The sequence below is a fragment of the Blastomonas sp. AAP25 genome (genome assembly GCF_001295965.1).
Lineage (GTDB): Bacteria > Pseudomonadota > Alphaproteobacteria > Sphingomonadales > Sphingomonadaceae > Blastomonas > Blastomonas fulva.
Genome location: NZ_LJHP01000005.1, coordinates 251441 through 273599, shown reverse-complemented (window position 1 = coordinate 273599; position 22159 = coordinate 251441). Strand labels below are relative to the sequence as shown.

Sequence of the window (22159 nt, the reverse complement as noted above, 5' to 3'; positions counted from 1 at the left end):
AATTCACGTAAAAAATCGGGTTTTTCCACCACTTCGTGCGTATCGTTGCGCCATTGGTCGCTCATCGTCAGAAATTGCCGACCAATGCCCGCCACAGACGCTGCAATACCGCCGCACCCGAATGGCGATGAACCTGCTGATAGCTCGACGCAATGCTGCGAATGTCCACCGGCTCGTCGGCCGCGAACAGCGCGAGCCCGGCCAGCGTCGAAAAGGCGGGGCCCGCATGCGCGTCCGGAAGACCCGCCAACCCCGAAGGCCGCCCGATCCGCACCGTGCGGCCCAGCGCCACCTGCATGTGATCGGCCAGCCCGCGCAGCTCCGCGCATCCGCCGGTGAGCACGATCCGCTGCCCCTGCGCGCCGGTAAAGCCCAGCTCCTTCAGTCCCTTGGTGATCTCTCCGATCAGATAATCGAGCGGCTGGCGGATGACCGATACCAGTTGCGCGCGGCTGATCGAATGCTTGTCGTCGGGCGCGCGCCCGCCCGCGCCCACCAGCTTGCTGTCCTCTTCGGGCAGGCGCAGGTCGATCATGTCGTGGTTGTCGCGCGGCGAGGATGTGGCAGCACCGTGGAAGCACTTGATCCGCTCGGCCTCGGCCCGGCGCAGCCCGAAGGCGGACGCGATCGCATCGGTGATGTCCGCGCCGCCAAAGGGAATGGTGAACAGCCCGACCAGCATGCCGCCGGCGTAGAGCGAGATGTTGGTGACCGCTGCGCCCATTTCGATCAATGCGACGCCCAGCTCGCGCTCTTCCTCGCCCAGGCACGCGGTGCCCGCCGCGATCGGCGCGGCAACGATGCCGCTGACGCCGAGATACGCCGCCGCCACGGTCTGGTCGATGTTGCGCACCGGCGCCCCATCGGCGAACACCACGTGGATATCGACGCCCAGCCGCTCGGCGTGCAGCCCGATCGGCTTCTTGACCCCGGTCGCGCCGTCGAGCGTGTAAAGCGCAGGTTGCGCGTGCAGCACCATGCGCCCGCCCGGCTGGATCGTTTCGCGCCCGGCGGCGAGCAGGTGATCGACGTCATCCTCGTCGATGCGGCCCCCGCCCAGATCTATCTCGACCCGCGCGATCGTGCTGGTGAGCCCGCCCGAGGTGCAGCTGACATGGACATGATCGATGTTGAGCCCGGCGATCCGCTCGGCCTGCTCGACCGCTTCGCGCACTGCAAGCTCGGTCGCCTGCATGTCGGTGATATAGCCGCGCTTGACCCCATCGCTCGCCCTCTGCCCGGTGCCCAGCACCAGCAGTTCGCCCGCATCGGTGCGTCCGACGATCATCGCGCAGACCTTGGACGAGCCGATGTCGAGCGCGCCGAAGGTCTTTTCGATCCGGGGGACGGCTGCGCCGCCCTTGCGGGGCTTGCCGCCGCTCATTGCGCTGCCGATGCGATCGCATCGCCTTCGGGTTTGGCGGGGTTGCGGGGTTTGCGCAAGTAAGCGCGCTCAGGATCGCGCAGATCGAAATAGGTCACGCCCTTGCCGAGCAGCCGGTTGACCCCGTCCATCCGCGCAAAGTTGATCAGCGCAGCTTCGGACAGGTCCTCGCCCTCGGGAAGTGCCAGCACCTCGCCGGTGTGGAAGGTCAGGTTCCAGCGGCGGTTGCCGACCCATTCGGCCTCCTTCACCTGCGGGGTCAGCGCGGGCGCTGCATCGAGCAGTTCGGTAAGGTCGCCGATCTTCGCATTGGCGCGCTTGCCGACGATCCGCAGCATCTTGGGATCGATCTGGCCGGGACTGGGCTCGAGCGCGACGCCTTCGGCATCGACCAGCATCACCTTGCCGCGATCCTCCCACACCGCCAACGGCTCGCGCTCGACGATATCGACGATCAGCGTATCGGGCAGCTGGCGCGAGATGCGCGCATCGGCGATCCAGCTGAACCGGGTGAGTTCGCGGCGGAGCTCTTCCAGATCGACCTGCGGCATCGACCGGTCCTTCTGCGCCAGCACGATCTCGTAGACCTTGAGCTCGTTCATCTTGTCTACGTTGCGCACCTCGACCTTCTTGACCTCGAAGCCCGCGCGCCCGGCGGCCAGCGCCATCTCCTCCTGCACCATGCCGGGCAGGCCCATGAACTGCGCGGTGATCACGCCGGCCAGCGCGAGCAGCCCGAGCACGCCGATGGTGACGGCCTTCTGCAGCTGCGCCTCGGTGAACGGCAGCCGTGCCAGCGCGGCGTTGGTGCGCGATCGTTGCGCGGTGCGCGGCTTGGCGCGGGTTGCGCCGCGCTTGGCCGATGTGCCGCGTTTAATCCGTGTCGTCATGCCGGGTGCCCCCCAATGCGCTTTCCACGATAATCTCAACCAGATCGGCATAGCTGATGCCGATATGTGCCGCCTGTTCGGGAACCAGGCTGAGAGGTGTCATACCCGGCTGTGTGTTGACTTCGAGCAGGAACAGCCCGTCCACACCCTTCTCGTCATCCCAGCGGAAGTCCGAGCGCGATGCGCCCTTGCATCCCAGGATGTTGTGCGCGCGCAGTGCCAGGTCCATGCACAGCGCCGCGATATCCTCGGGGATGTCGGCAGGGCAGATGTGCAGCGTCAGGCCGTCGGTATACTTGGCATCATAGTCGTAGAAGCCCGACTTGGTCTGCAGCTCGGTGACGCCCAATGCCCGGTCGCCCAGCACGGCAGTGGTCAGCTCGCGGCCCTTGATGAAAGGTTCGGCGAGCAGCTCGTCGAATTCCTGCCATGGTCCCACGGCATCGCGCGCAATCGGGTCACCATAATTGCTGTCCGCCTTGACGATGGCGACGCCGACCGACGAGCCTTCGTTGACGGGCTTCAGCACATAGGGGCGCGGCATCGGGTCGCCGGTGTAGAGGCTTTCGGAACGTACGATGTGCCCGCCGGGCATCGGAATGCCATGCGGCTGCAGCGCCTGCTTGGTCAGCACCTTGTCGATCGCGATCACCGAGGTGGCCATGCCGGAGTGCGTGTACGGGATCTGCATCAGATCGAGCATGCCCTGCACGCTGCCATCCTCGCCGGGCGTGCCGTGCAATGCGTTGAACACGATATCGGGACGGATGCCGGCCAGCACTGCGGCGACATTGCGGTCCATATCGACGCGCGTCACGGTGTGCCCGCGCGATTCCAGCGCCTTGGCGACGCCCTCGCCACTCATCAGCGACACTTCGCGTTCGGCCGACCAGCCGCCCATCAGCACGGCGATATGGAGCTTGGGGAGAGTCATGCTACGGGGCTCCCTATCCGCTGGATTTCCCATTCCAGCTCGACGCCCGATTGCGCCTTCACGCGGGAGCGCACTTCCTCGCCCAGCGCTTCGATGTCGGCGCTGGTGGCGGTGCCGGTGTTGATCAGGAAGTTGGTGTGTTTCTCGCTGACCTGCGCACCGCCGATCATCAGGCCGCGGCATCCGGCCTGGTCGACCAGAGCCCAAGCCTTGTGGCCATCGGGGTTCTTGAAGGTCGATCCGCCGGTCTTGCTGCGCAGCGGCTGGCTCGCCTCGCGCGAGGCGGCGATGCGGTCCATCTCGGCCTGGATCGCCGCCGGTTCGGCGGGGGAACCGGTGAAGGTTGCTCCGATCACGATCGCGCCCTCGGGCAGCTGCGAATGCCGATAGCTGTAATGCAAGTCGGCCAGCGCCAGCGTGCGCTGCGAACCATCGCGCAGCACCACGTCGCAATCGATCAGCACGTCCTTGACCTCGCGGCCATAAGCGCCGCCGTTCATCCGCACGAAACCACCGACCGTGCCGGGGATCGAGCGCAGAAATTCGAGCCCGCCTATGCCCGCATCGCGCGCGGTCGAAGAGACGAGAATGCCCGAGGCGCCTGCCCCGCAGCGCAGCGTCATGTCGCCTGCGCGTTCAACCTGCGCGAACGCCTTGCCCAGCCGCACGACGACGCCGGACACACCGCCGTCGCGCACGATCAGGTTCGATCCCAGCCCCAAAGCCATCACGGGCACGGAAGGATCGAGAGCCGCCAGAAACTCGGCCAGATCATCGGCATCCTTCGGTTCGAACAGCCAGTCGGCCGCGCCCCCGGTCTTGAACCACAGCAATGGCGCCAGCGGCGCATGCGCCGTCAGCCTGCCTGCCACTGCCGGCATCGTTTTGATCGAGGCGGCGGCTGCCGTCATTTAACGCCCCAGATCGACAGCCAGCTTTTCACCGCGCGCTGCTGCGCATTCGCGGCATCGCGCATCGCCGAGGCACCATCCACGGACTTCTTCCACGCCTCGAGTGCCTTCTGCCCCGCCTGCATCTGCTGGCGCTGGGCATCGATCATCTGCTTTTGCATGTCGATCATCCAGTCGAACGGCGTGCTCATGATGCCACTCTCCGCGCGCCGATCGCGTCGGCGAGCCCTGCCGCCCATTTGGTGATGTCGCCCGCGCCCAGGCAGATGACCATGTCGCCATCCTGCGCCTCGGCGGCCAGCAGATCGGCCAACTCTTCGGGGCCACTGATCGTGCGGGCCTGGCGGTGGCCGCGTGCCTTGAGGCCGCTTGCCAGCGCTTCGGCGCTGACGCCCTCGACCGGGTCCTCGCCCGCCGCATAGACCGGCGCGACATAGACGATGTCGGCATCGTTGAACGCCTGCTGGAACTCGTCCATCAGATCGCCCAGCCGCGAATAGCGGTGCGGCTGGACCACCGCGATGATGCGGTTCTGCACGCCCTCGCGCGCGGCTGCCAGCACCGCGCGGATTTCGACCGGGTGATGGCCGTAATCGTCGATGATCGTCACGCCATCCACGGTGCCGACATTGGTGAAGCGCCGCTTGACCCCGCCGAACTGGGCAAAACCGGTGATGATGTCGCTGTCCTGCATGCCCATCTGCAAGCCGACCGCGATCGCGGCGATCGCATTCTGCACATTGTGGCGGCCCGGCATCGGCATTTCGATGCCACTGATCTGCCGGGTCGAGCCATCGCGCTCGCGCACGGTGACGTCGAAGCGGTTGCCGCCTGGGATCGAGACGACATTGTCGCCGCGGATATCGGCCTGCGCGCTGAACCCGTAGGTGACGATCCGCCGGTCCTTGACCCGCGGCAGGATCGCCTGGACCTCGGGGTGATCGAGGCACAGGATCGCCGCGCCATAGAAGGGGACGTTCTGGACGAACTCGACGAACGCATCCTTGACCGCATCGAAGCTGCCATAATGGTCGAGATGTTCGGGATCGATGTTGGTGACCACCGCGATCGTGCCGTCGAGCCGCAGGAAGCTGCCATCGCTTTCATCAGCCTCGACCACCATCCACTCGCTCGCGCCCAAGCGGGCATTCGAGCCGTAGCTGTTGATGATGCCGCCGTTGATCACGGTAGGGTCGATGCCGCCCGCATCGAGCATGGCCGCGATCATCGAGGTGGTCGTGGTCTTGCCGTGCGTGCCCGCTACCGCGACGGTGGATTTCAGCCGCATCAGCTCGGCGAGCATTTCCGCGCGGCGCACCACGGGGACGCGCGTTTCCAGCGCCAGATCGACCTCGGGATTGCCGCGCTTGATCGCAGTGGAGGTGACCACCACGGCAGCATCGCCCAGGTTCTCCGCCTTGTGGCCGATCATCACCTTGATGCCGCGCTTGCGCAGGCCCTCGATGACATAGCCCTCGGCGATGTCGGACCCTTGAACCTTGTAGCCCAGATTGTGCATCACTTCGGCGATCCCGGACATGCCGATGCCGCCGATGCCGATGAAATGGATGGTCCCGATGTCGACTCCGACGCCCTTCATGCTTCTGCTCTTTCCGTATCGCGCGCGAGCGCTTCGCCGCCGATGGCGTGTCCCTTGGCGGCAGGCGCCACCCGGATCACATCGACCAATGGCGCACCGCCAAAACTTTCCACCAGATCGGCCAGGTCACGCACCGCGTGCGGATAGCCGCATTTGTGCGCGGCCAGCGCGGCGTTCTCGAGCGCGTGCGGGTCAAGCGCCATCTTCTGGATCTGCTTGGCCAGCTCCTTGGGCGTGAACGCCTCCTGCCGGATCGAGCGCGCACCGCCGGCCTTGACCATCTCGCGCGCATTGGCGGTCTGGTGGTCGTCGGTGGCGATCGGCAGCGGCACCAGGATCGCTGGCCTTCCCGCAGCGGTCAGCTCGGCGATCGTTGAAGCGCCAGCGCGGCCGATGAACAGGTGCGACCAGCCCAATTTCTCGGGCAGGTCATTCATATAGGTGGCGAGTTCTGCCGGAATGCCATGCTCGGCATATTTGGCGCGAACGCCTTCGATGTCCTCTTCGCGGCACTGCTGGACGACCTGCAGGCGGCGGCGCAGATTGACCGGCAGCATCGCAAGGCCGTCGGGCACCACTTCGGAGAGCACTCGCGCGCCCTGGCTTCCGCCGGTGACGAGCACGCGGAACACGCCATCCTCGAGCAGCGGCGGATAATTCTGCCCACGCAGTTCCAGCACCTCTTCGCGCACCGGATTGCCAACAACATGGACGCGGTCGGCATGTTTGGGGTTCAGCCGGTCGACCTGCTTGTAGGCGGTGGCGATCGCGTTGACCCGCCCCGCCATGAAGCGGTTGACCCGGCCCAGCACCGCGTTCTGCTCGTGGATCACCGTGGGGATCCCGGCCTTCTGCGCCGCCAGCAACGTAGGCAAGGCAGGATAGCCGCCAAAGCCCACCACCGCGGTCGGCTGGAAGGTCTCGAACAGGTTGAGCGCCATATTGCGCCCCGCCCAGATGCCCTTCATGCCCTTGAGCCAGCCCAAAGGCCCGCCCGCGATCCGGCCCGGCGGCAGGATGTGCACCTGATCGCCTTCGAAGATCCCCGGAATTTTCGCGCCGCGTTCATCGGTCACCAGCGCGATGTGGTGCCCGCGCTGCTGCAGCTCGCGCGCGAGCGCAAAGGCGGGGATCAGGTGTCCGCCGGTGCCGCCTGCGGCCAGCACATAATGGCGCGATACATTCATCCTCGGCTCCAGTCCTGACCGAGCAAAGTGCGGTCTTCGAACGGGTTACGCCGGGTCAGCGACAACAGCAATCCCGCGCCGATGCCCAGCGCGATCATCGACGATCCGCCATAGCTGATAAACGGCAGCGTCATGCCCTTGGAGGGGAACAGTTGCAGGTTCACCGCGATGTTGATGAACGCCTGGCCGCCCAGCTGCGCGGTGAGGCCCGCCACCGCCATGATGGTGAACAGGTCGCGTTCCTCGAGCAGCCGCATGCAGATGCGCGCGATGATCGCGAAATAGACGAGCGCGATCGCCGCGCAGGCGAGCAGGCCGAATTCCTCGCCGATGACGGAGAAGATATAGTCGGTGTGCGCCTCGGGCAGGTTGAACTTGTGCGTGCCTAGCCCCGGGCCGGTGCCGATGAGGCCGCCGCCGGTGAGCGTCTTGTGCGCGAACATGACATGGTCATATTCGCCCGCGCCGAACAGCCAGCCGTTGATGCGCTGGGTGGCGACCGGATAGAAGAAATAGGCGGCGGTCATGCCGACCGCGCCCAGCCCGACGCCGCCAGCGACCACCTGCATCGGCAGCCCGGCCAGCAGCATCAGCGTGAACCAGATGCCGATGAACATGATCGTCTGGCCGAGATCCGGCTGGCGCATCAGCAGCATGGCGATGCACAAAGTGATCGCTGCCGAGAGCTTGAGCACCGGCAGGCTGGGGTCTTTGACCCGCAGCGAGATGATCCAGCCCATGGTCACCGCATAGGCAGGCTTGAGGAATTCCGAGGGCTGGATGCCGATGCCGTAACCGATCCAGCGCTTGGCGCCGTTGACCGTGTTGCCCATGATCGGCACCAGCATCAGCAGCACGAAGCAGATGCACGCCATGATGATCGCCAGGCGCCGCGCCTCGCGCTTGGGCAGCATTGAGACCACGAACATGAAGCCCAGGCTGACGATGACCCAGCCCAATTGCCGATAGAAGAAATAGAGCGGGCTCAGCGTTTCGGTCGCGGTCGAGAGCCGCCGCGCGCTGGCGGGCGATGCCGCCTGCACCGCAATCAGCCCGATGGCGATCAGCATCATGATCAGCGCCAGCAGCACGCGGTCGAGTTCCCAGAACCAGATCGCCAGCTGCGAGCGGTCGCTGCGGCCCAGGCGGCGGCTGAGATTGCGCGGCAACTTGTAGGCGCGCGGGCCTGCCTGTGCGGCAGCGGGAGCGGTTGCAGCCAGATCGCTCATTGCGCGACATCCTTGTGCTGGTTGACATCCTGGGCGATCAACGCGTCGACGATCTGGCGGAAGCAGTCGCCACGCGCTTCGAAATCGCGGAACTGGTCGAACGAGGCGCAGGCCGGGGAAAGCAGAACGACGTCACCCGCCTTGGCATTGTCCATCGCGCTGCGCACGGCATTCGCCATCATTTCGGCGCGGGTCACCGGCATCACCTTTTCGAGCTGATCGGCAAACACCGGACCCGCCTCGCCGATGGTGTAGGCGTGGACGACATGGCCGAAATGCTCGGCGCATTCATCGAGGCTGTCACCCTTGGGCAGCCCGCCGACGATCCAGTGGATCCGTGCGAATGCGCCCAGCGCAGGCGCGGTGGAGGCCGGGTTGGTCGCCTTGCTGTCGTTGACATACACCACGCCGCGATGCTCGGCGACGCGCTCCATGCGGTGCGGCAGGCTGGAATAGGTGGCGAGCGAGCGGCGCGTCTGCGCCTCGTCGAGCCCGAGCGCATGAGCCACGCCCAGCGCGACGGCAATGTTCTGCGCATTGTGCGGCCCCTGCAGGCTGGGCCAGGCGGCCTGATCACCTGCCGGGATGTCGCTCGCATGCACCTCGAGCGGCGCTGCCAGCGTGGCGGCGATCGCGCGCGTCGGCTCGTCATCGGTGGCGATCACCGCGACATTCGCCTCGCTCTGCATGCTGAACAGCCGCGCCTTAGCGGCGCAATAGCCGGCAAAGCCGTCATAGCGATCGAGATGGTCGGGGGTGATGTTGAGCAGCACCGCGACATCGCAATCGAGGCTGAAGGTCAGGTCGATCTGATAGCTCGACAGCTCGAGCACATAGACCCCGGTGCCAGCCTCATTGGGCGAGAGCGGCGGCTGCGACAGGATCGGCAGGCCGATATTGCCGCCCATGATCGTCGGCACCCCCGCCTCGCGCAGAATGTGGTGGATCAGCGCGGTGGTGGTCGACTTGCCGTTGGTCCCGGTGATGCCGACCACGCGGTGCGGCGGCAGGCTGGGACGGGCAAGCGCGAACAGCTCGATATCGCCGATGATCGGCACATCGGCGGCGCGGGCACGATCTGCCACCGGGTGTCGGTTCAGCGGCACGCCGGGCGAAACGATCAGGCCGTCGAACCCTGCCAGGTCGATTTCCATCGGATCGCCGATCACCACATCGGGATGGTTGGCGATCGCGGTCTCGCGCGCTTCCTCGCGATTGTCCCACACGGTGCACTGCGCGCCCGATGCCATCAGCGCATCGAGCGTCGCCAGACCCGAGCGTGCCAGCCCGAGGATGCAATAGCGTTTCGCAGCAAAGGCGGGAGAGACGATCAACGAATCTTCAACGTCGCAAGACCGGCGAGCGCCAGCACCAGAGCGATGATCCAGAAGCGGATCACCACGGTCGATTCAGGCCAGCCCAATTGCTCGAAATGGTGATGGATCGGGGCCATGCGGAACACGCGCTTGCCGGTGCGCTTGAAGAAGAACACCTGGATGATCACCGACATGGCTTCGACCACGAACAGTCCGCCGACGATGCCCAGCACGATCTCGTGGTGCGATGCGACAGCGATCGCGCCCAGTGCGCCGCCCAGTGCCAGCGAACCGGTATCGCCCATGAATACGGCAGCGGGCGGAGCGTTGAACCACAGGAAGGCAAGGCACGCGCCGATGATGCACCCGCAATAGATCGCCAGTTCGCCCGCGCCCGGAACGTGCGGGATTCCCAGATACGCGGCGAACTTGGCGTTGCCGACCATGTAGACGATCAGCAGGAAGGTGAGGCTGGCGATGATCACCGGAAAGGTCGCGAGTCCGTCGAGCCCGTCGGTGAGGTTCACCGCATTGCCGAATGCGACAATCGTGAACGCGGCAAAGGGGATATAGAACAGGCCAAGGTCGAACGGCGGGTAGTTGATGAACGGCACGTAGAGCAGCGTTCCGGTCTCACGCAGGATAATCCAGCTGGCAACGCCTGCGATGATGAATTCGCCCAGCAGCCGCACCCGGCCCGATACGCCCTTGTGGCTGGCCTTGCGCACCTTGTCGAAGTCATCGAGAAACCCGATCAGGCCGAAACCCAGCGTCACGGCAAGGCACGCCCAGACGAACACGTTACTGAGGTCCATCCACAGCAACACCGAAATGCTGAGCGAAATGAGGATCATCAGCCCGCCCATGGTCGGCGTGCCGCGCTTGGCGAGGTGGGTCTGCGGCCCGTCGGTGCGGATCGGCTGGCCCTTGCCCTGGCGCATGCGCAGCATCAGGATGAAGCGCGGACCGATGATCAGCCCGATCAGCAGCGCGGTGACGATTGCCGCCCCCGAGCGGAAGCTCAGATAGCGGATGAGGTTCAGCGGCCCCTCGAAATCCAGATATTGCGCGAGAAGATACAGCATCAAACCCCCTTCTGCGCCAAAGCGCCGCCTGCTGGCGGCTGTGCCAGCGCGCGCACCAGCGCAGATAACCCCACGGAATTGGACCCCTTGACGAGCACGGCATCGCCATCGGCCAGTTGTGCCCGCAGCGCTGCAAGCGCCGCGTCGGCGGCGGGCACATGCGCGATTGTTCCGTGCCACTCAAGCGAATTGCTGAGCGCATCGGCAAGGGGTGCCATTTCATCGCCGACCAGAATGACCGAGGCGATATCGGCCGCGATCACCGGCGCTGCGAGTGCGGCGTGATAATGATCCGAGGTTTCCCCCATCTCCTTCATCGCGCCGAGCACCGCGATGCGGCGCGGCGCGGGCTCCTTGGCCAATTGCGCGAGCGTGGCGGCCATCGATGCCGGATTGGCGTTGTACGCCTCGTCGATCAGCAGCGCCTCGCCGCCATCGGGGGTCGCAATCGTCAGCCGTTCGCCGCGACCTGCAAGCCCGGGCAGGTTGGCGAGCGCAAGGCCGGCGATGGCAAGGTCGCCGCCTGCGGCCTCGATCGCGGCCATCACCGCCAGCGCATTCATCACCCAGTGCTCGCCGGGGGCAGCGATGCGGAAGCACAGCCGGGCCTCGCCGATCTGGGCGGTGACCAGCGATCCGCCTTCGATCGCGGCGATGCTGTCGATCAGCCGCGCTTCGCTGTCGGGCTGGCTGCCGAAGCGGATGATCGTGTCGGTGCAGGCGCGGGCTGCAGCATGCAGGCGCGCGAAATGGCGGTTGTCGTGCGGCAGGATGGCGGTGCCGCCCCGCTCCAGCCCCTGGAAGATCTCGGCCTTGGCATCGGCGATGCCTTCCTCGCCATTGGCGAAATTGCCGATGTGTGCAGGCGCGATGGTGGTGATGATCGCGATGTGCGGGCGGACGATCCGGGTCAGCTCGGCGAGCTCGCCTGCATGGTTCATCCCCATCTCGAACACGCCGAAGCGTGCGTCGCGCGGCATCCGGGCGAGGCTGAGCGGCACGCCGACATGGTTGTTGTAGCTCTTGACCGAGCGATGCGCGCTGCCCGGCGCCGTCCGGTCGAGCGCGTGGAACAGCGCCTCCTTGGTGCCGGTCTTGCCCGCAGAGCCGGTGACGCCGATGATCATGGCCTGGCTGCGGTCACGCGCGGCGCGGCCCAAAGCGGTGAGCGCGGCGGCGCTGTCGGCCACCAGCACATGGGGATGGTCGATCGGCTGCTCGGTAATCACGCCCGCAGCGCCAGCCGCCACCGCGCGGTCGATGAACTTGTGCCCGTCGGTTGCCTCGCCGCGCATCGCGATGAACAGGTCACCCGGCACGATCTCGCGCGAGTCGAACGCCACGCCGGTGACGGCAAAGTCGGCAGATGCCGTGCCGCCGGTCGCCGCTGCGATTTCGGATGAGGTCCAGAGGCTCATCATGCCGCGCACTCCCGCGCAACCTGGACATCGTCGAACGGAAGCACGCGGTCTCCCACGATCTGGCCCTGCTCGTGGCCCTTGCCCGCGAGCAGCACAATATCGTTGGCGCCGGCCATCGCCACCGCTGCGGCAATCGCCTCGCGGCGTCCGCCGATTTCGGTGGCGCCGGACGCTGCGGCCATGATTGCTGTGCGGATCGCGGCGGGGTCTTCGGAGCGGGGATTGTCGTCGGTGACGATCACCACATCCGACAGGTCGCTGGCCACCTTGCCCATTTGCGGGCGCTTGCCGGTGTCGCGGTCTCCGCCTGCGCCGAACAATGTGATCAGCCGGCCGCTGACATGCGGACGCAGCGCCTCGATCGCGGCCTGCAGGCCGTCTGGGGTGTGGGCATAATCGACATAGACCGGAGCGCCCGCGCGGGTGATTACCGCGCGCTCGAGCCGGCCGCGCACCGGCTGTAACCGGCCCATATGATCGAACACCTGCTTGGGGTCGCCACCGGCGGCGATGACGATGCCTGCCGAGACCAGAGCATTGGCAGCCTGATAGGCGCCGATCAGCGGCAAGTTGACCTTCAGCTCCTTGCCATCATGCAAAAGCACGAGGAGCTGGCCAAGCTGGGTCGGGGTGCGGCTGACAAGGCGGATGCCCTCGCCCGCGCTGCCCACGGTGAACAGATCGAGCCCGCGCGCCTTTGCCCGGTCGATCACGCGCGCCGACCATTCGTCGTCTGCCCAGACGACAAAGCTGCCATTGTCGGCGACGACCTCATCGATCAGCCGCATCTTGGCCTCGAAATAGGCCTCCATCGTGCCGTGGTAATCGAGGTGATCGCGGCTGAGATTGGTGAAGGCGCCGACCTGCACCGGCAGGCCCTCGGTGCGGTATTGCGACAGGCCGTGGCTCGATGCCTCGAAGATCGCATGCGTCACGCCCTCGCGCGCGAGGCCGGACATGTTGCCCAGAAAGGTGACGATATCGGGGGTGGTGAGCCCGGTGGACGTCTGGTCGACCGAAGTGGTCACCCCCAGAGTGCCGATCGATGCGGCGTTGTGCCCTGCCATCCGCCACAGCTGGCGTGTCATCTCGGCGGTCGAGGTCTTGCCGTTGGTGCCGGTGACGGCGGCGACGTGCGCGGGAACGGGGGTGAAGAAGCGCGCGGCGATTTGCGCAAAGGCGCGGCGCGGCTGGGCATCGGCGATGTGGATCGCGCCGTTGACGACCGCATCGGGCGCGGCGACGATGGCAACGGCGCCGGCGGCGACCGCATCGGCGATAAAATCCTCACCGTTGAAGCGCGCACCGGCAAAGGCGCCGAACACGGTGCCCGGGGCAACCTTGCGGTGATCGATGGCAAATCCGGTGACTGTCTGCGCGGCATCCTGATCCGACAGGCCGGGAGCCAGTTCACCCAAATTCATTTCCGTGCCCTTTGTTCGACCCTGTAAATTCCTGCCTCCTCTATGTCTGCCCCGCGCAGATGCAAGACCCCTGCTGCGCACCGCATTGTATAATTGCCTATGCCGGGTCGTCCGCCCCGCCCTTTGCCCCGGCCCTGACCGGCGCCTTCCACAGCAGCGGCATCAGTTCGGAGACATCGACATCGCGCCGGTCATCGGGGATGATCCCGAGCATCGGACCGATCCGCGGGACCAGCCGCGCCACCACCGGCGCTGCCGTCCAGCCGGCGGTGCGCTGGAACGAGGAGGCCGAGTTGCCCGCGGGCTCGTCGATCATGATCAGCACCACGAAGCGCGGCGCATCCATCGGGAAGACGGCCGCGAAGGTCGCGACCACCGAACTGCGCTTGTAGCCGCCAGCACCCGGTTTTTCAGCGGAGCCTGTCTTGCCGCCGACGCGAAAGCCGGGAGCCTCGGCCTTGCGACCGGTGCCATCGCGCACGATCATGCGCAGCAGCTGGTTCATCCGCGCGCTGGTCGATGCCTTGAACACCCGCTCGCCGCGCGGCACGTCGCTTGGTTTCAGCTTCATCAGCGTTGCGGGCCGATAGACCCCACCATTGACCATTGCGGCATAAGCGCTGGCCAGGTGCAGCGGGCTCACCGCGATGCCATGGCCATAGCTGACGGTCATGTTGGTCAGCCGACCCCAGCTTGCGGGCCACAATGGCTTGACGGTTTCGCGCAGGTTGATCTGTGCGGGCCGGTCGAAGTGCAGCTTGCGCATCACTGCCTGCAGCCGCTCGGGGCCCAGCTCGTCGGCGATCTGCGCGGTGACGATGTTGGAGCTGTGCACCAGTGTTTCGGGGACGTTGAGCCAGCGGCCTGACGAGTGCGAGTCGCGGATCTGGAAGCCTGCGACCTTGAGCGGACGGCTGGCATCGTAGCGGCGCGACAGGTTGGTCACCGTGCCCGCATCGATCGCAGCGGCGACGGTGAGCGGCTTGAAGGTCGATCCCAGCTCGAAGAAGCGATAGGTGACCTGATTGGCCTCGAACGCCGCGCTGTTGGCGTCGAACTGGTTGGGGTTGAAGCTGGGCAGCGAGGTCATCGCCATCACCTCGCCGGTCTCCACGTCGAGCACGACGCCAGCGGCCGCCTTGGCATCATAGGATTTCATCGCGCGGCCAAGCTCGTCCTCGAGCGCGGCCTGCACCCGGATATCGACAGACAGCGCCGAAGGCGTCAGCCGCTTCTTGGGATCGATCAGCTCGGCATCCAGCGCGCGCTCCATGCCGGAGACGCCATGGCCATCGGGGTGGACATAGCCCAGCACGTGCGCCGCCAGCTGCAGCTGCGGATAGAAGCGTTCCTTCTCGCGCGGAAATTCGATCCCGACCTCGCCCAGCGCGTGGACGCGGTTGACCTCTTCGGGCACCGCGCGGTGACGCAGATAGGTCGGCTTGTTGCGGCTGAGCAGATCGAGGAAGCGCTGCTCGCTGGTATCGGGGAAGATCTGCGCCAGCTTGCCCGCCAGCACCTTGCGGTCGCCGATCAGCCGTTCGGGCACCACACGGACGGCATAACCATCGATCGTGCGCGCGAGCGGTACGCCGTTGCGGTCGACGATATCGCCCCGGCCCGGATCGACCAGGGCAGAGCGCGTGGCGGCCTGTGCCTGTTCGCCGAAGACGCCGATAAAGGTCAGCCGCAGCAGGATCGCGCCGACGCCGATACCGAACAGGGCGAGCACCGCGACCAGCCGCACCTGCGCGGTCAGCGTCATGTGCTGCCGCTTGCTGGCTAGGCGAACCCTGTGGCTGCCGGATGCGAGCGCGGTCATTGGCCCCCCGTCTTCTTGAGTTCGGCGTCCGCCTGCTTGTTGATCCGGTCGAGCAGCCTGTCATCGAGCAGGCGGCGGCCTTGGGTCCGGCTCTCGGGCTTGCCTGGCTCGCCGAGCGCGGCCTTGGGCGATGTCGTCGCTGCGGTCGCCGCGCGCGCCGGGCTGATGATCGCGACGCTCGCCGAGACCGACAGCGGCTCGGGCGTCTTGACGGTGGCGGCGGCCAGTTCCGACGGCTTGATCGCGGCGGGCTCTGCCTGCGGCTTGATCGTCATCGCCGCCACGCGCACCGGCTTGTCGAGCTCGCGCATCTCGTCGCCCAGATTGGCCAGCTCGCGCTCGCCGTCCAGATACTGCGCGGCGCTGGGCGCCTCGTAGCCGTATTCCAGGTCGTTCCACATCGCCAGCTGGCTGAGGCTGGCGCGGGTGGCGAACTCGGTTTCCAGATAGCGCAGCTCGGCGCGCGTGCGCAGAATCTCGCGCTCGGTGCGGGTCAGGTCGCTGCGCAGCGTCGCGACGCTCAGCGACAGCGGATACAGCGCGATCGCGACGATGAAGATCAGCGCGATCCAGCCGATGGTCTTGAGGCGCTTGACTGCCAGGATCATGCCGCACGCCTTTCCGCATCATCGTGCGCGCCCCAGGCCGGAGCCTCGCTGCGCACCGCGACCCGCAAGGTGGCCGAACGCGCGCGGGGGTTACGCGCGCATTCGGCCTCGCCCGCCCGGGTCGGCCTGGCGGGTTTTTCGAAACTGGGGGCCCGGCGCTGGCCGGACAGATCGGGAAGGTGACGCGAGCCGGCGCCCTCGCTGCCGCTGCGCAGCTTCAGGAAGCGCTTGACGATGCGGTCTTCGAGGCTGTGGAAGCTGACCACGGCAAGTCGTCCGCCCGGCGCAAGCATCGCCTCGGCAGCGACAAGCCCCTCGCGCAGCTCGTCAAGCTCGCCGTTCACGTGGATACGGATCGCCTGGAAGGTGCGGGTCGCAGGATCCTTGGGCGCGCCGGGCCGATAGCCAAGCGCCCTGCGGACGACGGCGGCCAGTTCGAGCGTGCGCTCGAGCGGACGCGCAGCGACGATCGCGCGGGCGATGCGGCGCGACTGGCGTTCCTCGCCATACAGATAGAGTATGTCGGCGATGTCCGCCTCGTCGGCGGTATTGATGAAATCGGCAGCGCTCAGGCCATCCTGCCCCATGCGCATGTCGAGCGGGCCATCCGACTGGAACGAAAAGCCGCGGCCTGCCTGATCGAGCTGCATCGACGACACGCCGATATCGAACACGATGCCATCGACCTGGGTCACCCCTGCGGCGCGCAGCACCTGTGCGAGCTGCGAGAAGCGCGCCGCATGGAACGCGAATTTGCCATCGCTTTCGGCAATCAGCGCCTCGCCTGCCGGGACCGCATCGGGATCGCGGTCAAGACCATGGACGGTCGCGCCAGCGGCCAGCATGGCACGGCTGTATCCGCCCGCGCCGAAGGTCGCATCGACATGCACTTCGCCCGGCGCAATCGCGAGGCCTTCGAGCACCTCGGCGAGCAGCACGGGGACGTGCGGAGCATCATTGGTCTCGACCGAAGGGGTTTCACGGCGCGCCATCAGGCCTTGCCCCCCAGCTCGTCCATCATGAACCTTGCGATATACTGCTGCGAGGCCAGGCGGGGGTCATCCATCGCCAGCAGATGCTCGACACCCCAGATGCTGAAATCGGTGCCGTTGCCGCTGAAGAAGACGTGCTTGTCGATCCGCGCCATCGCGACGAGCAACTTGGGCAGGATCAGGCGACCGCTGCCGTCGAAGGTAATGCGGAAAGTGGTGTTGAAACGCGGTCCGCCGAACAGTTCGGTGCGAAACTCCTCGCCCTGTTCGCTGGCGAGCTGTTCGCGGTGCTGCATCTGGGCGAGCAGCGAATCGAGGCGGGCGGTGCCGCAGCCCTGCAGGCACTGGCCTTCGGCGTTGAAGCTGAGCACGGCGACGCTCTCGCCCTTGCTGCCGTAGATCAGGGGGTTTCGAAAGTTAGCCGGAATGGCCATCCGGCCCTTTGGGTCGATGGTCGTCAGTGCAGAACCGAGAAAGGCACTGATTTCCGCCACTTGTTAATCGAACCCCTTGTGCCGCGCCGTTGCGTCTTCCCTGACCGTTTCGGGGGTCTTTTTCTGTCTGCCCGACACGCGTGACCCCGCCCGGCGAGCCGGAACTGGGTAAAGCCGCCTCCCCCCACCGCGCACGAGCGCTGCAGGCCGGTCAGACATGACAAATGGTTTGAACCCCGATTAAGGATATCCATAACAGGGGCGATTTGGGGATGAAAGGGTTTTTTTGGGGTTAGCGCGGTATATTGCGGGGCAATACTTCAATTTCGGGACGAGCCGAAGGTACCGCAGACCGGCTTGTCATGACGTGTCCTTGGCCAACACCTCGCTGATCAGCCCGGCAACGAAGCGACGGTTGAAAACTCCCGACTCGGCAGAATCGCTGATCATGCGAGGGTCGAGCAGGTCGGCATCAGCAACCAGTATCGCCCGCCCCTCGCCCGGCCGGCACCGCGCGACATGACCCTGCGCATCGATGCGGCAGGCGGCGTCCCCAATTTTCCCCGGCAAAACCTCAAAAATCCCCGGATGCACCAGAACGGCCCCAGAGGGCTGCAACCGAACCAATTCGGTTTCGAGGTCGACGAGGCCAAGCCCCCAGTGTCTGAGCAGCGGCGAGATCAGGCTGGTGCGCTGCGGCCCCAGCGGATCGGCAAGGCCCTGGCCACCGGGCCATTCCAGCAGCGGATCGGCAAACAGCAACAGCCTGCCACCCCCGCGGACATAGCCATCGAGCGCCACCAGCGCTTCGGGCGGCAGGGCGCGCGGCTGCACCAGCACGACGAGGTCCGCCTTTTCCAGCGTCTGGTCGTCCAGCGCATCGGCGACCACCAGATCGTGCGCGGATTTGAGGGCATCGTGCAGCGGGTGCGGCCTGCTCTGCCCGGCGAGCATGGCCTGCATGTCGACGCCATCGCCATGGACAAGCGGCAGGCTGCTCATCAGCACGACCCGCATCCTGGGCGCATCGGGAACGAGCGCCGCCGTTCGTTCGGCGGTGCGCGGATTGTCGGCATCGCCGCCCGGGGCTGCCGAACAGCCGCTCGCCACCGCAAGCACTGCGGATGCAGCGAGCGCGCGGGCGATCACGGCTGGGGTGCGGGCGCGGTGCCGGACTGGGGATTGGGCTGCAATTCGCCGACCACCGGGGTCTGGCCGCCAACGCTGTGCTGCGCGCCCTCTGCGGGCAGATCGGGGACCACGCCCAGATCGACCAGGGGTTCGCTGGCGGCGGGCGCCTGCACCACGGGCGGTGCGGCCGATTCAAGCGTGCCCGGCGGGGTCGCGGCGACATCCTCGACGGCAACCTCGCCGCCTGCACGCTGGAGCAGCATGTCGGCGAGCGCGACCATCACCAGCACCGCGAAGATTCCGGCAATGCCGATCTGCAGGCGGTGCATGATGGGGTTGCCCCCCGGGGTACGTGCAATGTTGCGGGCTTTTTCAGCGACCATGCGGGGCAATATAGGTCAATCCGCGAGCCAGGGGAAGACCGGCAATTCCTTGGCGCGCAGCCACTCGGGATTATACAGCGTCGACAGATAGCGAAAGCCGGTGTCGCACAGGATCGTGACGACACGCGATCCGGGCCCGAGCGTCCGCCCGAGTTCCACCGCGCCTGCGACGTTGATCCCCGACGACAGCCCCAGGCACAGCCCCTCTTCCTTGAGCAGCCGCTGCACCCAGTACAGCCCAACCTCGTCCGAAATGCGGAACTGCCTGTCGATCGGCGCATCTTCAAGGTTGCCGGTGATGCGGCCCTGGCCGATGCCTTCTGCGACCGAAGAACCTTCGGCCTTGAGCTCGCCGTTGGCGTAGTAATTGAACAGCGCCGCGCCGTGCGGATCGGTGAGCGCGATGGTCACCTTCTCGTCCTTGGCCTTGAGCCCCATGCCGACGCCCGCGATCGTGCCGCCGGTGCCCGCCGCGCAGGTGAAACCGTCGATGCGACCTTCCATCTGCGCCCAGATTTCTTCTGCCGTTCCCTCGATGTGCGCACGGCGGTTGGCGATATTGTCGAACTGCTGCGCCCACACCGCGCCCGGCGTTTCCTCGGCCAGACGGCGCGAGGTGTGGACGAAATGGCCGGGGTTGGAATAGGGCGCGGCCGGCACCAGAACCAGCTCGGCCCCCAGCGCGCGCAAGGTATCCATCTTTTCCTTGGACTGGGTCTCGGGCATGACGATGATCGTCTTGTAACCCTTGGCGTTGGCCACCAGCGCAATGCCGATGCCGGTGTTGCCCGCCGTCCCTTCGACGATCGTGCCGCCGGGCAGCAACGTGCCGCGCTCTTCTGCATCGCGCACGATGTACAGCGCGGCGCGGTCCTTTACCGAAGCGCCGGGATTGGCATATTCGCATTTGCCGAAAATGTCGCAGCCTGCGGCCTCGCTGGGGCCGGCAAGACGGACGAGCGGGGTGTTGCCGATCAGGTCGAGGGTGGTGGCTGTGGTGGTCATGTCGGGGTAGATAGGCCCGCGTCCGCGCAGCGGCAAGCCAGTTGCTGCACAGGTGCGCTGCAAGGGGTCCGGCATGCCGCTCGGCGCCGGACCCCTCGCTTCAGCGCAAGGTCAGTCGCGATCCGCCGCCGCTGGGGCGGATGCCGCAGCGGTGGTGACCGGGAAACCGCGCCGCTTGAGCAGCGCGTTGACGTCCGGATCGCGACCGCGGAAGGCACGATACGCCTCGACCCGCTCGGTCTCGTTGCCGGTCGACAGCAGGGTCTTGCGGAAGCGGTCCGCGATCTCGCGGTTCCACACATCGCCCGATTCCTCGAACGCCGCCCAGGTATCGGCATCCATCGTCTCAGACCACAGATAGCTGTAATAGCCTGCCGAATAGCTGTCCGACGAGAACAGGTGGCCGAACTGCGGCAGGCGGTGCCGCATCACCAGTTCCGACGGCATGCCGATTTCGTCCAGTGTCGCCTTTTCGAACGCGCGCGGATCGGCGACCGGATCGGTGCGGAAGTGCAGCTTCATGTCGACGATCGCCGATGCCAGATACTCGACCGTGGAAAAGCCCTGGTTGAAGGTCTCGCTGGCGTTGATCTTCTTGACCAGTTCGGCGGGGATCGCCTTGCCGGTCTTGTAGTGCGTGGCATAGTTCTCGAGGATATAGGGCGTCAGCAGCCAGTTCTCGTTGACCTGGCTGGGATACTCGACGAAATCACGCGGCGTGCCACGCAGGCCCGGATATTCGATGTCGGTGAGCAGCGAATGCAGCGCATGTCCGAATTCGTGGAACAGCGTCGATGCATCGTCGAGGCTGATCAGCGCAGGCTCGCCCGACGCCGGCTTGACGAAGTTGTTGTTGTTCGATGCGAGCACGTTGCGGTCCCCGCCCAGCCGCTGCTGCGCGCGATACGATGTCGCCCATGCGCCCGAACGCTTGCCGGTGCGCGCATAGGCATCCATGTAGAACAGCCCGACATTTTCACCGGTCAGCTTGTTGGTGACCACATAAGTGGTGACATCGGGGTGGAATACCGGAACCTCGCCGGTGTTTTCCTTGAACTCCAGATCATACAATTTGCCCGCGGCATCGAACATGCCCTGGATCATCTTGGTCAGCTGGAAGTAGGGCTTGATCTCGTTCTGATCGAGATCGTACTTCGCCTTGCGGACCTTCTCCGAGTAGAAGCGATAGTCCCAGGGCTCGATCTTGAGGCCGGCGCCTTCGGCATCAGCCACCGCCTGCATGTCGGCGACCTCCTGCTTCACCCGGGCGACCGCAGCGGGCCAGACCTTCATCATCAGGTCCATCGCGCGCGCCGGATCCTTGGCCATGGTATCGTCCATCCGCAGATGCGCGTGCGTCTTGAAGCCGAGCAATTCGGCGCGCTGCTGGCGCAGCTTGAGGATCTGCGCGATCGTGGCGTTGGTATCGTTGGCGTCGTTGTTGTCGCCGCGCATGACGTAGGAGCGGTACACCTTCTCGCGCAGCGCACGGTTGGTGGCGTTCTCGAGCACCGGCTGCATCACCGAGCGGGTGTTGACCAGCACCCAGCCATCGACCTTGCGCTCTTGCGCCGCGGACTTGAGCGAGGCGACGAAACTGTCGGGCAGCCCGGCAAGCTCGGCCTGATCGGTGACCACGAGGTACTTTTCCTCATCCGCCTGCAGCTTTTCGTTGAAGGTGGAATAGAGTCCGGCAAGCTGGCCGTTGACCGTGATCAGCTGGGCCTTGGCGGCATCGTCGAGCAGCGCGCCACCACGCACCAGACCGTCATAATCGCGCTCGACCAGCCGCTTCTGCTGGGCGTTGAGGCCCAGCGTTTCGCGGCGATCATAGACCGACTTGATACGCCCCAGGATACGCGGGTCGAGCGTCAGCTGGTTGTAGAACTTGCTGATCTTGGGCGCCCATTCGGCCTGCATCGCGCGGACCTGCTTGTCGGCGAGGTTGCTGGTATAGACGCCCCACATCGCGAACACCCGGTCCATCTTTTCGCCGGTCATCTCGAGCGCGAGGTTGGTGTTCTGGAAGCTGGGCTCGGCGCTGTCGGTCGCAATTGCTTCGAACTCGGCCTTCAGCTCGTCCATCGCCGCCTGGATCGCCATCGGAAACGCTTCGGTGCTGACCTTGTCCCAGGGCGGAACGCCTTCGTACGGCCCGGTCCAATCCTGATAGATAAGCTTGGCCTGCGCGTCCGCCGAGGCAGGCGCCGCCTGCTGCGCCATCGCGGGGGCTGCCACACCCATTGCAAGTGCCGATACTGCCATCAGCAGAACTGTCTTCACCATGTCGTTCCCTTTGTTCCTGGCCGCGCCGCAGCCGATCCGGGCCGCGCGGGTTTGGTCGCAAGGGGCAGACGCAAGCCTTGCGTGCCCCATGCCGATGGAGCGTGTTGGCATGTCCGA

The 22159-nt window shown here is 66.0% G+C and carries 20 protein-coding genes; all 20 read right to left on the bottom strand.

Annotated features, from left to right (window positions below):
• Positions 1-67 precede the first annotated feature (67 nt).
• The 20 genes from ftsA to IP68_RS05910 all read right to left on the bottom strand — a co-directional run bounded on the left by ftsA (position 68) and on the right by IP68_RS05910 (position 22042).
• Positions 68-1384, bottom strand: a complete 1317-nt coding sequence (gene ftsA / locus IP68_RS06005) for a cell division protein FtsA (protein WP_197275739.1) — start codon at positions 1382-1384, stop codon at positions 68-70.
• The gene (locus tag IP68_RS06000; RefSeq protein WP_054134054.1) at positions 1381-2274 is read right to left on the bottom strand and encodes a cell division protein FtsQ/DivIB; all 894 of its coding nucleotides are present in this window, start codon (positions 2272-2274) and stop codon (positions 1381-1383) included. The genes ftsA and IP68_RS06000 overlap by 4 nt, the downstream gene beginning before the upstream one ends.
• Positions 2258-3208, bottom strand: a complete 951-nt coding sequence (locus IP68_RS05995) for a D-alanine--D-alanine ligase (RefSeq protein WP_054134053.1) — start codon at positions 3206-3208, stop codon at positions 2258-2260. The genes IP68_RS06000 and IP68_RS05995 overlap by 17 nt, the downstream gene beginning before the upstream one ends.
• Entirely contained in the window at positions 3205-4119 is a 915-nt protein-coding gene (gene murB, locus IP68_RS05990; protein ID WP_197275738.1) for a UDP-N-acetylmuramate dehydrogenase, read from the bottom strand. The genes IP68_RS05995 and murB overlap by 4 nt, the downstream gene beginning before the upstream one ends.
• On the bottom strand, positions 4116-4310 hold the full coding sequence (locus IP68_RS05985; protein ID WP_054134052.1) for a hypothetical protein: 195 nt from the start codon (positions 4308-4310) through the stop codon (positions 4116-4118). Before IP68_RS05985 ends, murB begins: the two co-directional genes overlap by 4 nt.
• On the bottom strand, positions 4307-5719 hold the full coding sequence (murC, locus tag IP68_RS05980; RefSeq protein ID WP_054134051.1) for a UDP-N-acetylmuramate--L-alanine ligase: 1413 nt from the start codon (positions 5717-5719) through the stop codon (positions 4307-4309). The genes IP68_RS05985 and murC overlap by 4 nt, the downstream gene beginning before the upstream one ends.
• Positions 5716-6906 carry an undecaprenyldiphospho-muramoylpentapeptide beta-N-acetylglucosaminyltransferase gene (murG, locus tag IP68_RS05975; RefSeq protein ID WP_054134050.1) on the bottom strand — a complete coding sequence of 397 codons (1191 nt, stop codon included), beginning with the start codon at positions 6904-6906 and terminating at the stop codon, positions 5716-5718. The genes murC and murG overlap by 4 nt, the downstream gene beginning before the upstream one ends.
• Positions 6903-8135 carry an FtsW/RodA/SpoVE family cell cycle protein gene (locus tag IP68_RS05970; RefSeq protein ID WP_171900224.1) on the bottom strand — a complete coding sequence of 411 codons (1233 nt, stop codon included), beginning with the start codon at positions 8133-8135 and terminating at the stop codon, positions 6903-6905. Before IP68_RS05970 ends, murG begins: the two co-directional genes overlap by 4 nt.
• Complete coding sequence (murD, locus tag IP68_RS05965; protein ID WP_054134049.1) at positions 8132-9469, bottom strand: UDP-N-acetylmuramoyl-L-alanine--D-glutamate ligase; 1338 nt, start codon at positions 9467-9469, stop codon at positions 8132-8134. Before murD ends, IP68_RS05970 begins: the two co-directional genes overlap by 4 nt.
• Positions 9466-10536, bottom strand: coding sequence for a phospho-N-acetylmuramoyl-pentapeptide-transferase (gene mraY / locus IP68_RS05960; protein WP_054134048.1), 1071 nt, complete (start codon positions 10534-10536; stop codon positions 9466-9468). Before mraY ends, murD begins: the two co-directional genes overlap by 4 nt.
• The gene (murF, locus tag IP68_RS05955; protein ID WP_054134341.1) at positions 10536-11957 is read right to left on the bottom strand and encodes a UDP-N-acetylmuramoyl-tripeptide--D-alanyl-D-alanine ligase; all 1422 of its coding nucleotides are present in this window, start codon (positions 11955-11957) and stop codon (positions 10536-10538) included. Before murF ends, mraY begins: the two co-directional genes overlap by 1 nt.
• Complete coding sequence (locus IP68_RS05950; RefSeq protein WP_054134047.1) at positions 11954-13381, bottom strand: UDP-N-acetylmuramoyl-L-alanyl-D-glutamate--2,6-diaminopimelate ligase; 1428 nt, start codon at positions 13379-13381, stop codon at positions 11954-11956. Before IP68_RS05950 ends, murF begins: the two co-directional genes overlap by 4 nt.
• A 97-nt stretch (positions 13382-13478) precedes the next feature.
• Positions 13479-15203 carry a penicillin-binding protein 2 gene (locus IP68_RS05945; protein ID WP_054134046.1) on the bottom strand — a complete coding sequence of 575 codons (1725 nt, stop codon included), beginning with the start codon at positions 15201-15203 and terminating at the stop codon, positions 13479-13481.
• Entirely contained in the window at positions 15200-15811 is a 612-nt protein-coding gene (locus IP68_RS05940; RefSeq protein ID WP_054134045.1) for a hypothetical protein, read from the bottom strand. Before IP68_RS05940 ends, IP68_RS05945 begins: the two co-directional genes overlap by 4 nt.
• Positions 15808-16803 (bottom strand): 16S rRNA (cytosine(1402)-N(4))-methyltransferase RsmH, encoded by a 996-nt coding sequence (gene rsmH, locus IP68_RS05935; protein ID WP_054134044.1) that lies wholly within the window; start codon positions 16801-16803, stop codon positions 15808-15810. Before rsmH ends, IP68_RS05940 begins: the two co-directional genes overlap by 4 nt.
• Entirely contained in the window at positions 16803-17297 is a 495-nt protein-coding gene (locus IP68_RS05930) for a division/cell wall cluster transcriptional repressor MraZ (RefSeq protein ID WP_054134043.1), read from the bottom strand. The genes rsmH and IP68_RS05930 overlap by 1 nt, the downstream gene beginning before the upstream one ends.
• 300 nt (positions 17298-17597) lie before the next feature.
• Positions 17598-18386: a hypothetical protein gene (locus IP68_RS05925; RefSeq protein ID WP_054134042.1), complete on the bottom strand. Its 789-nt coding sequence runs from the start codon at positions 18384-18386 to the stop codon at positions 17598-17600.
• On the bottom strand, positions 18383-18697 hold the full coding sequence (locus IP68_RS05920) for a hypothetical protein (RefSeq protein ID WP_156317958.1): 315 nt from the start codon (positions 18695-18697) through the stop codon (positions 18383-18385). The genes IP68_RS05925 and IP68_RS05920 overlap by 4 nt, the downstream gene beginning before the upstream one ends.
• Before the next feature lie 69 nt (positions 18698-18766).
• Positions 18767-19756 carry a cysteine synthase A gene (locus IP68_RS05915; RefSeq protein WP_054134040.1) on the bottom strand — a complete coding sequence of 330 codons (990 nt, stop codon included), beginning with the start codon at positions 19754-19756 and terminating at the stop codon, positions 18767-18769.
• A gap of 111 nt (positions 19757-19867) precedes the next feature.
• Positions 19868-22042, bottom strand: coding sequence for a M3 family metallopeptidase (locus IP68_RS05910; RefSeq protein WP_054134340.1), 2175 nt, complete (start codon positions 22040-22042; stop codon positions 19868-19870).
• Positions 22043-22159 lie beyond the last annotated feature (117 nt).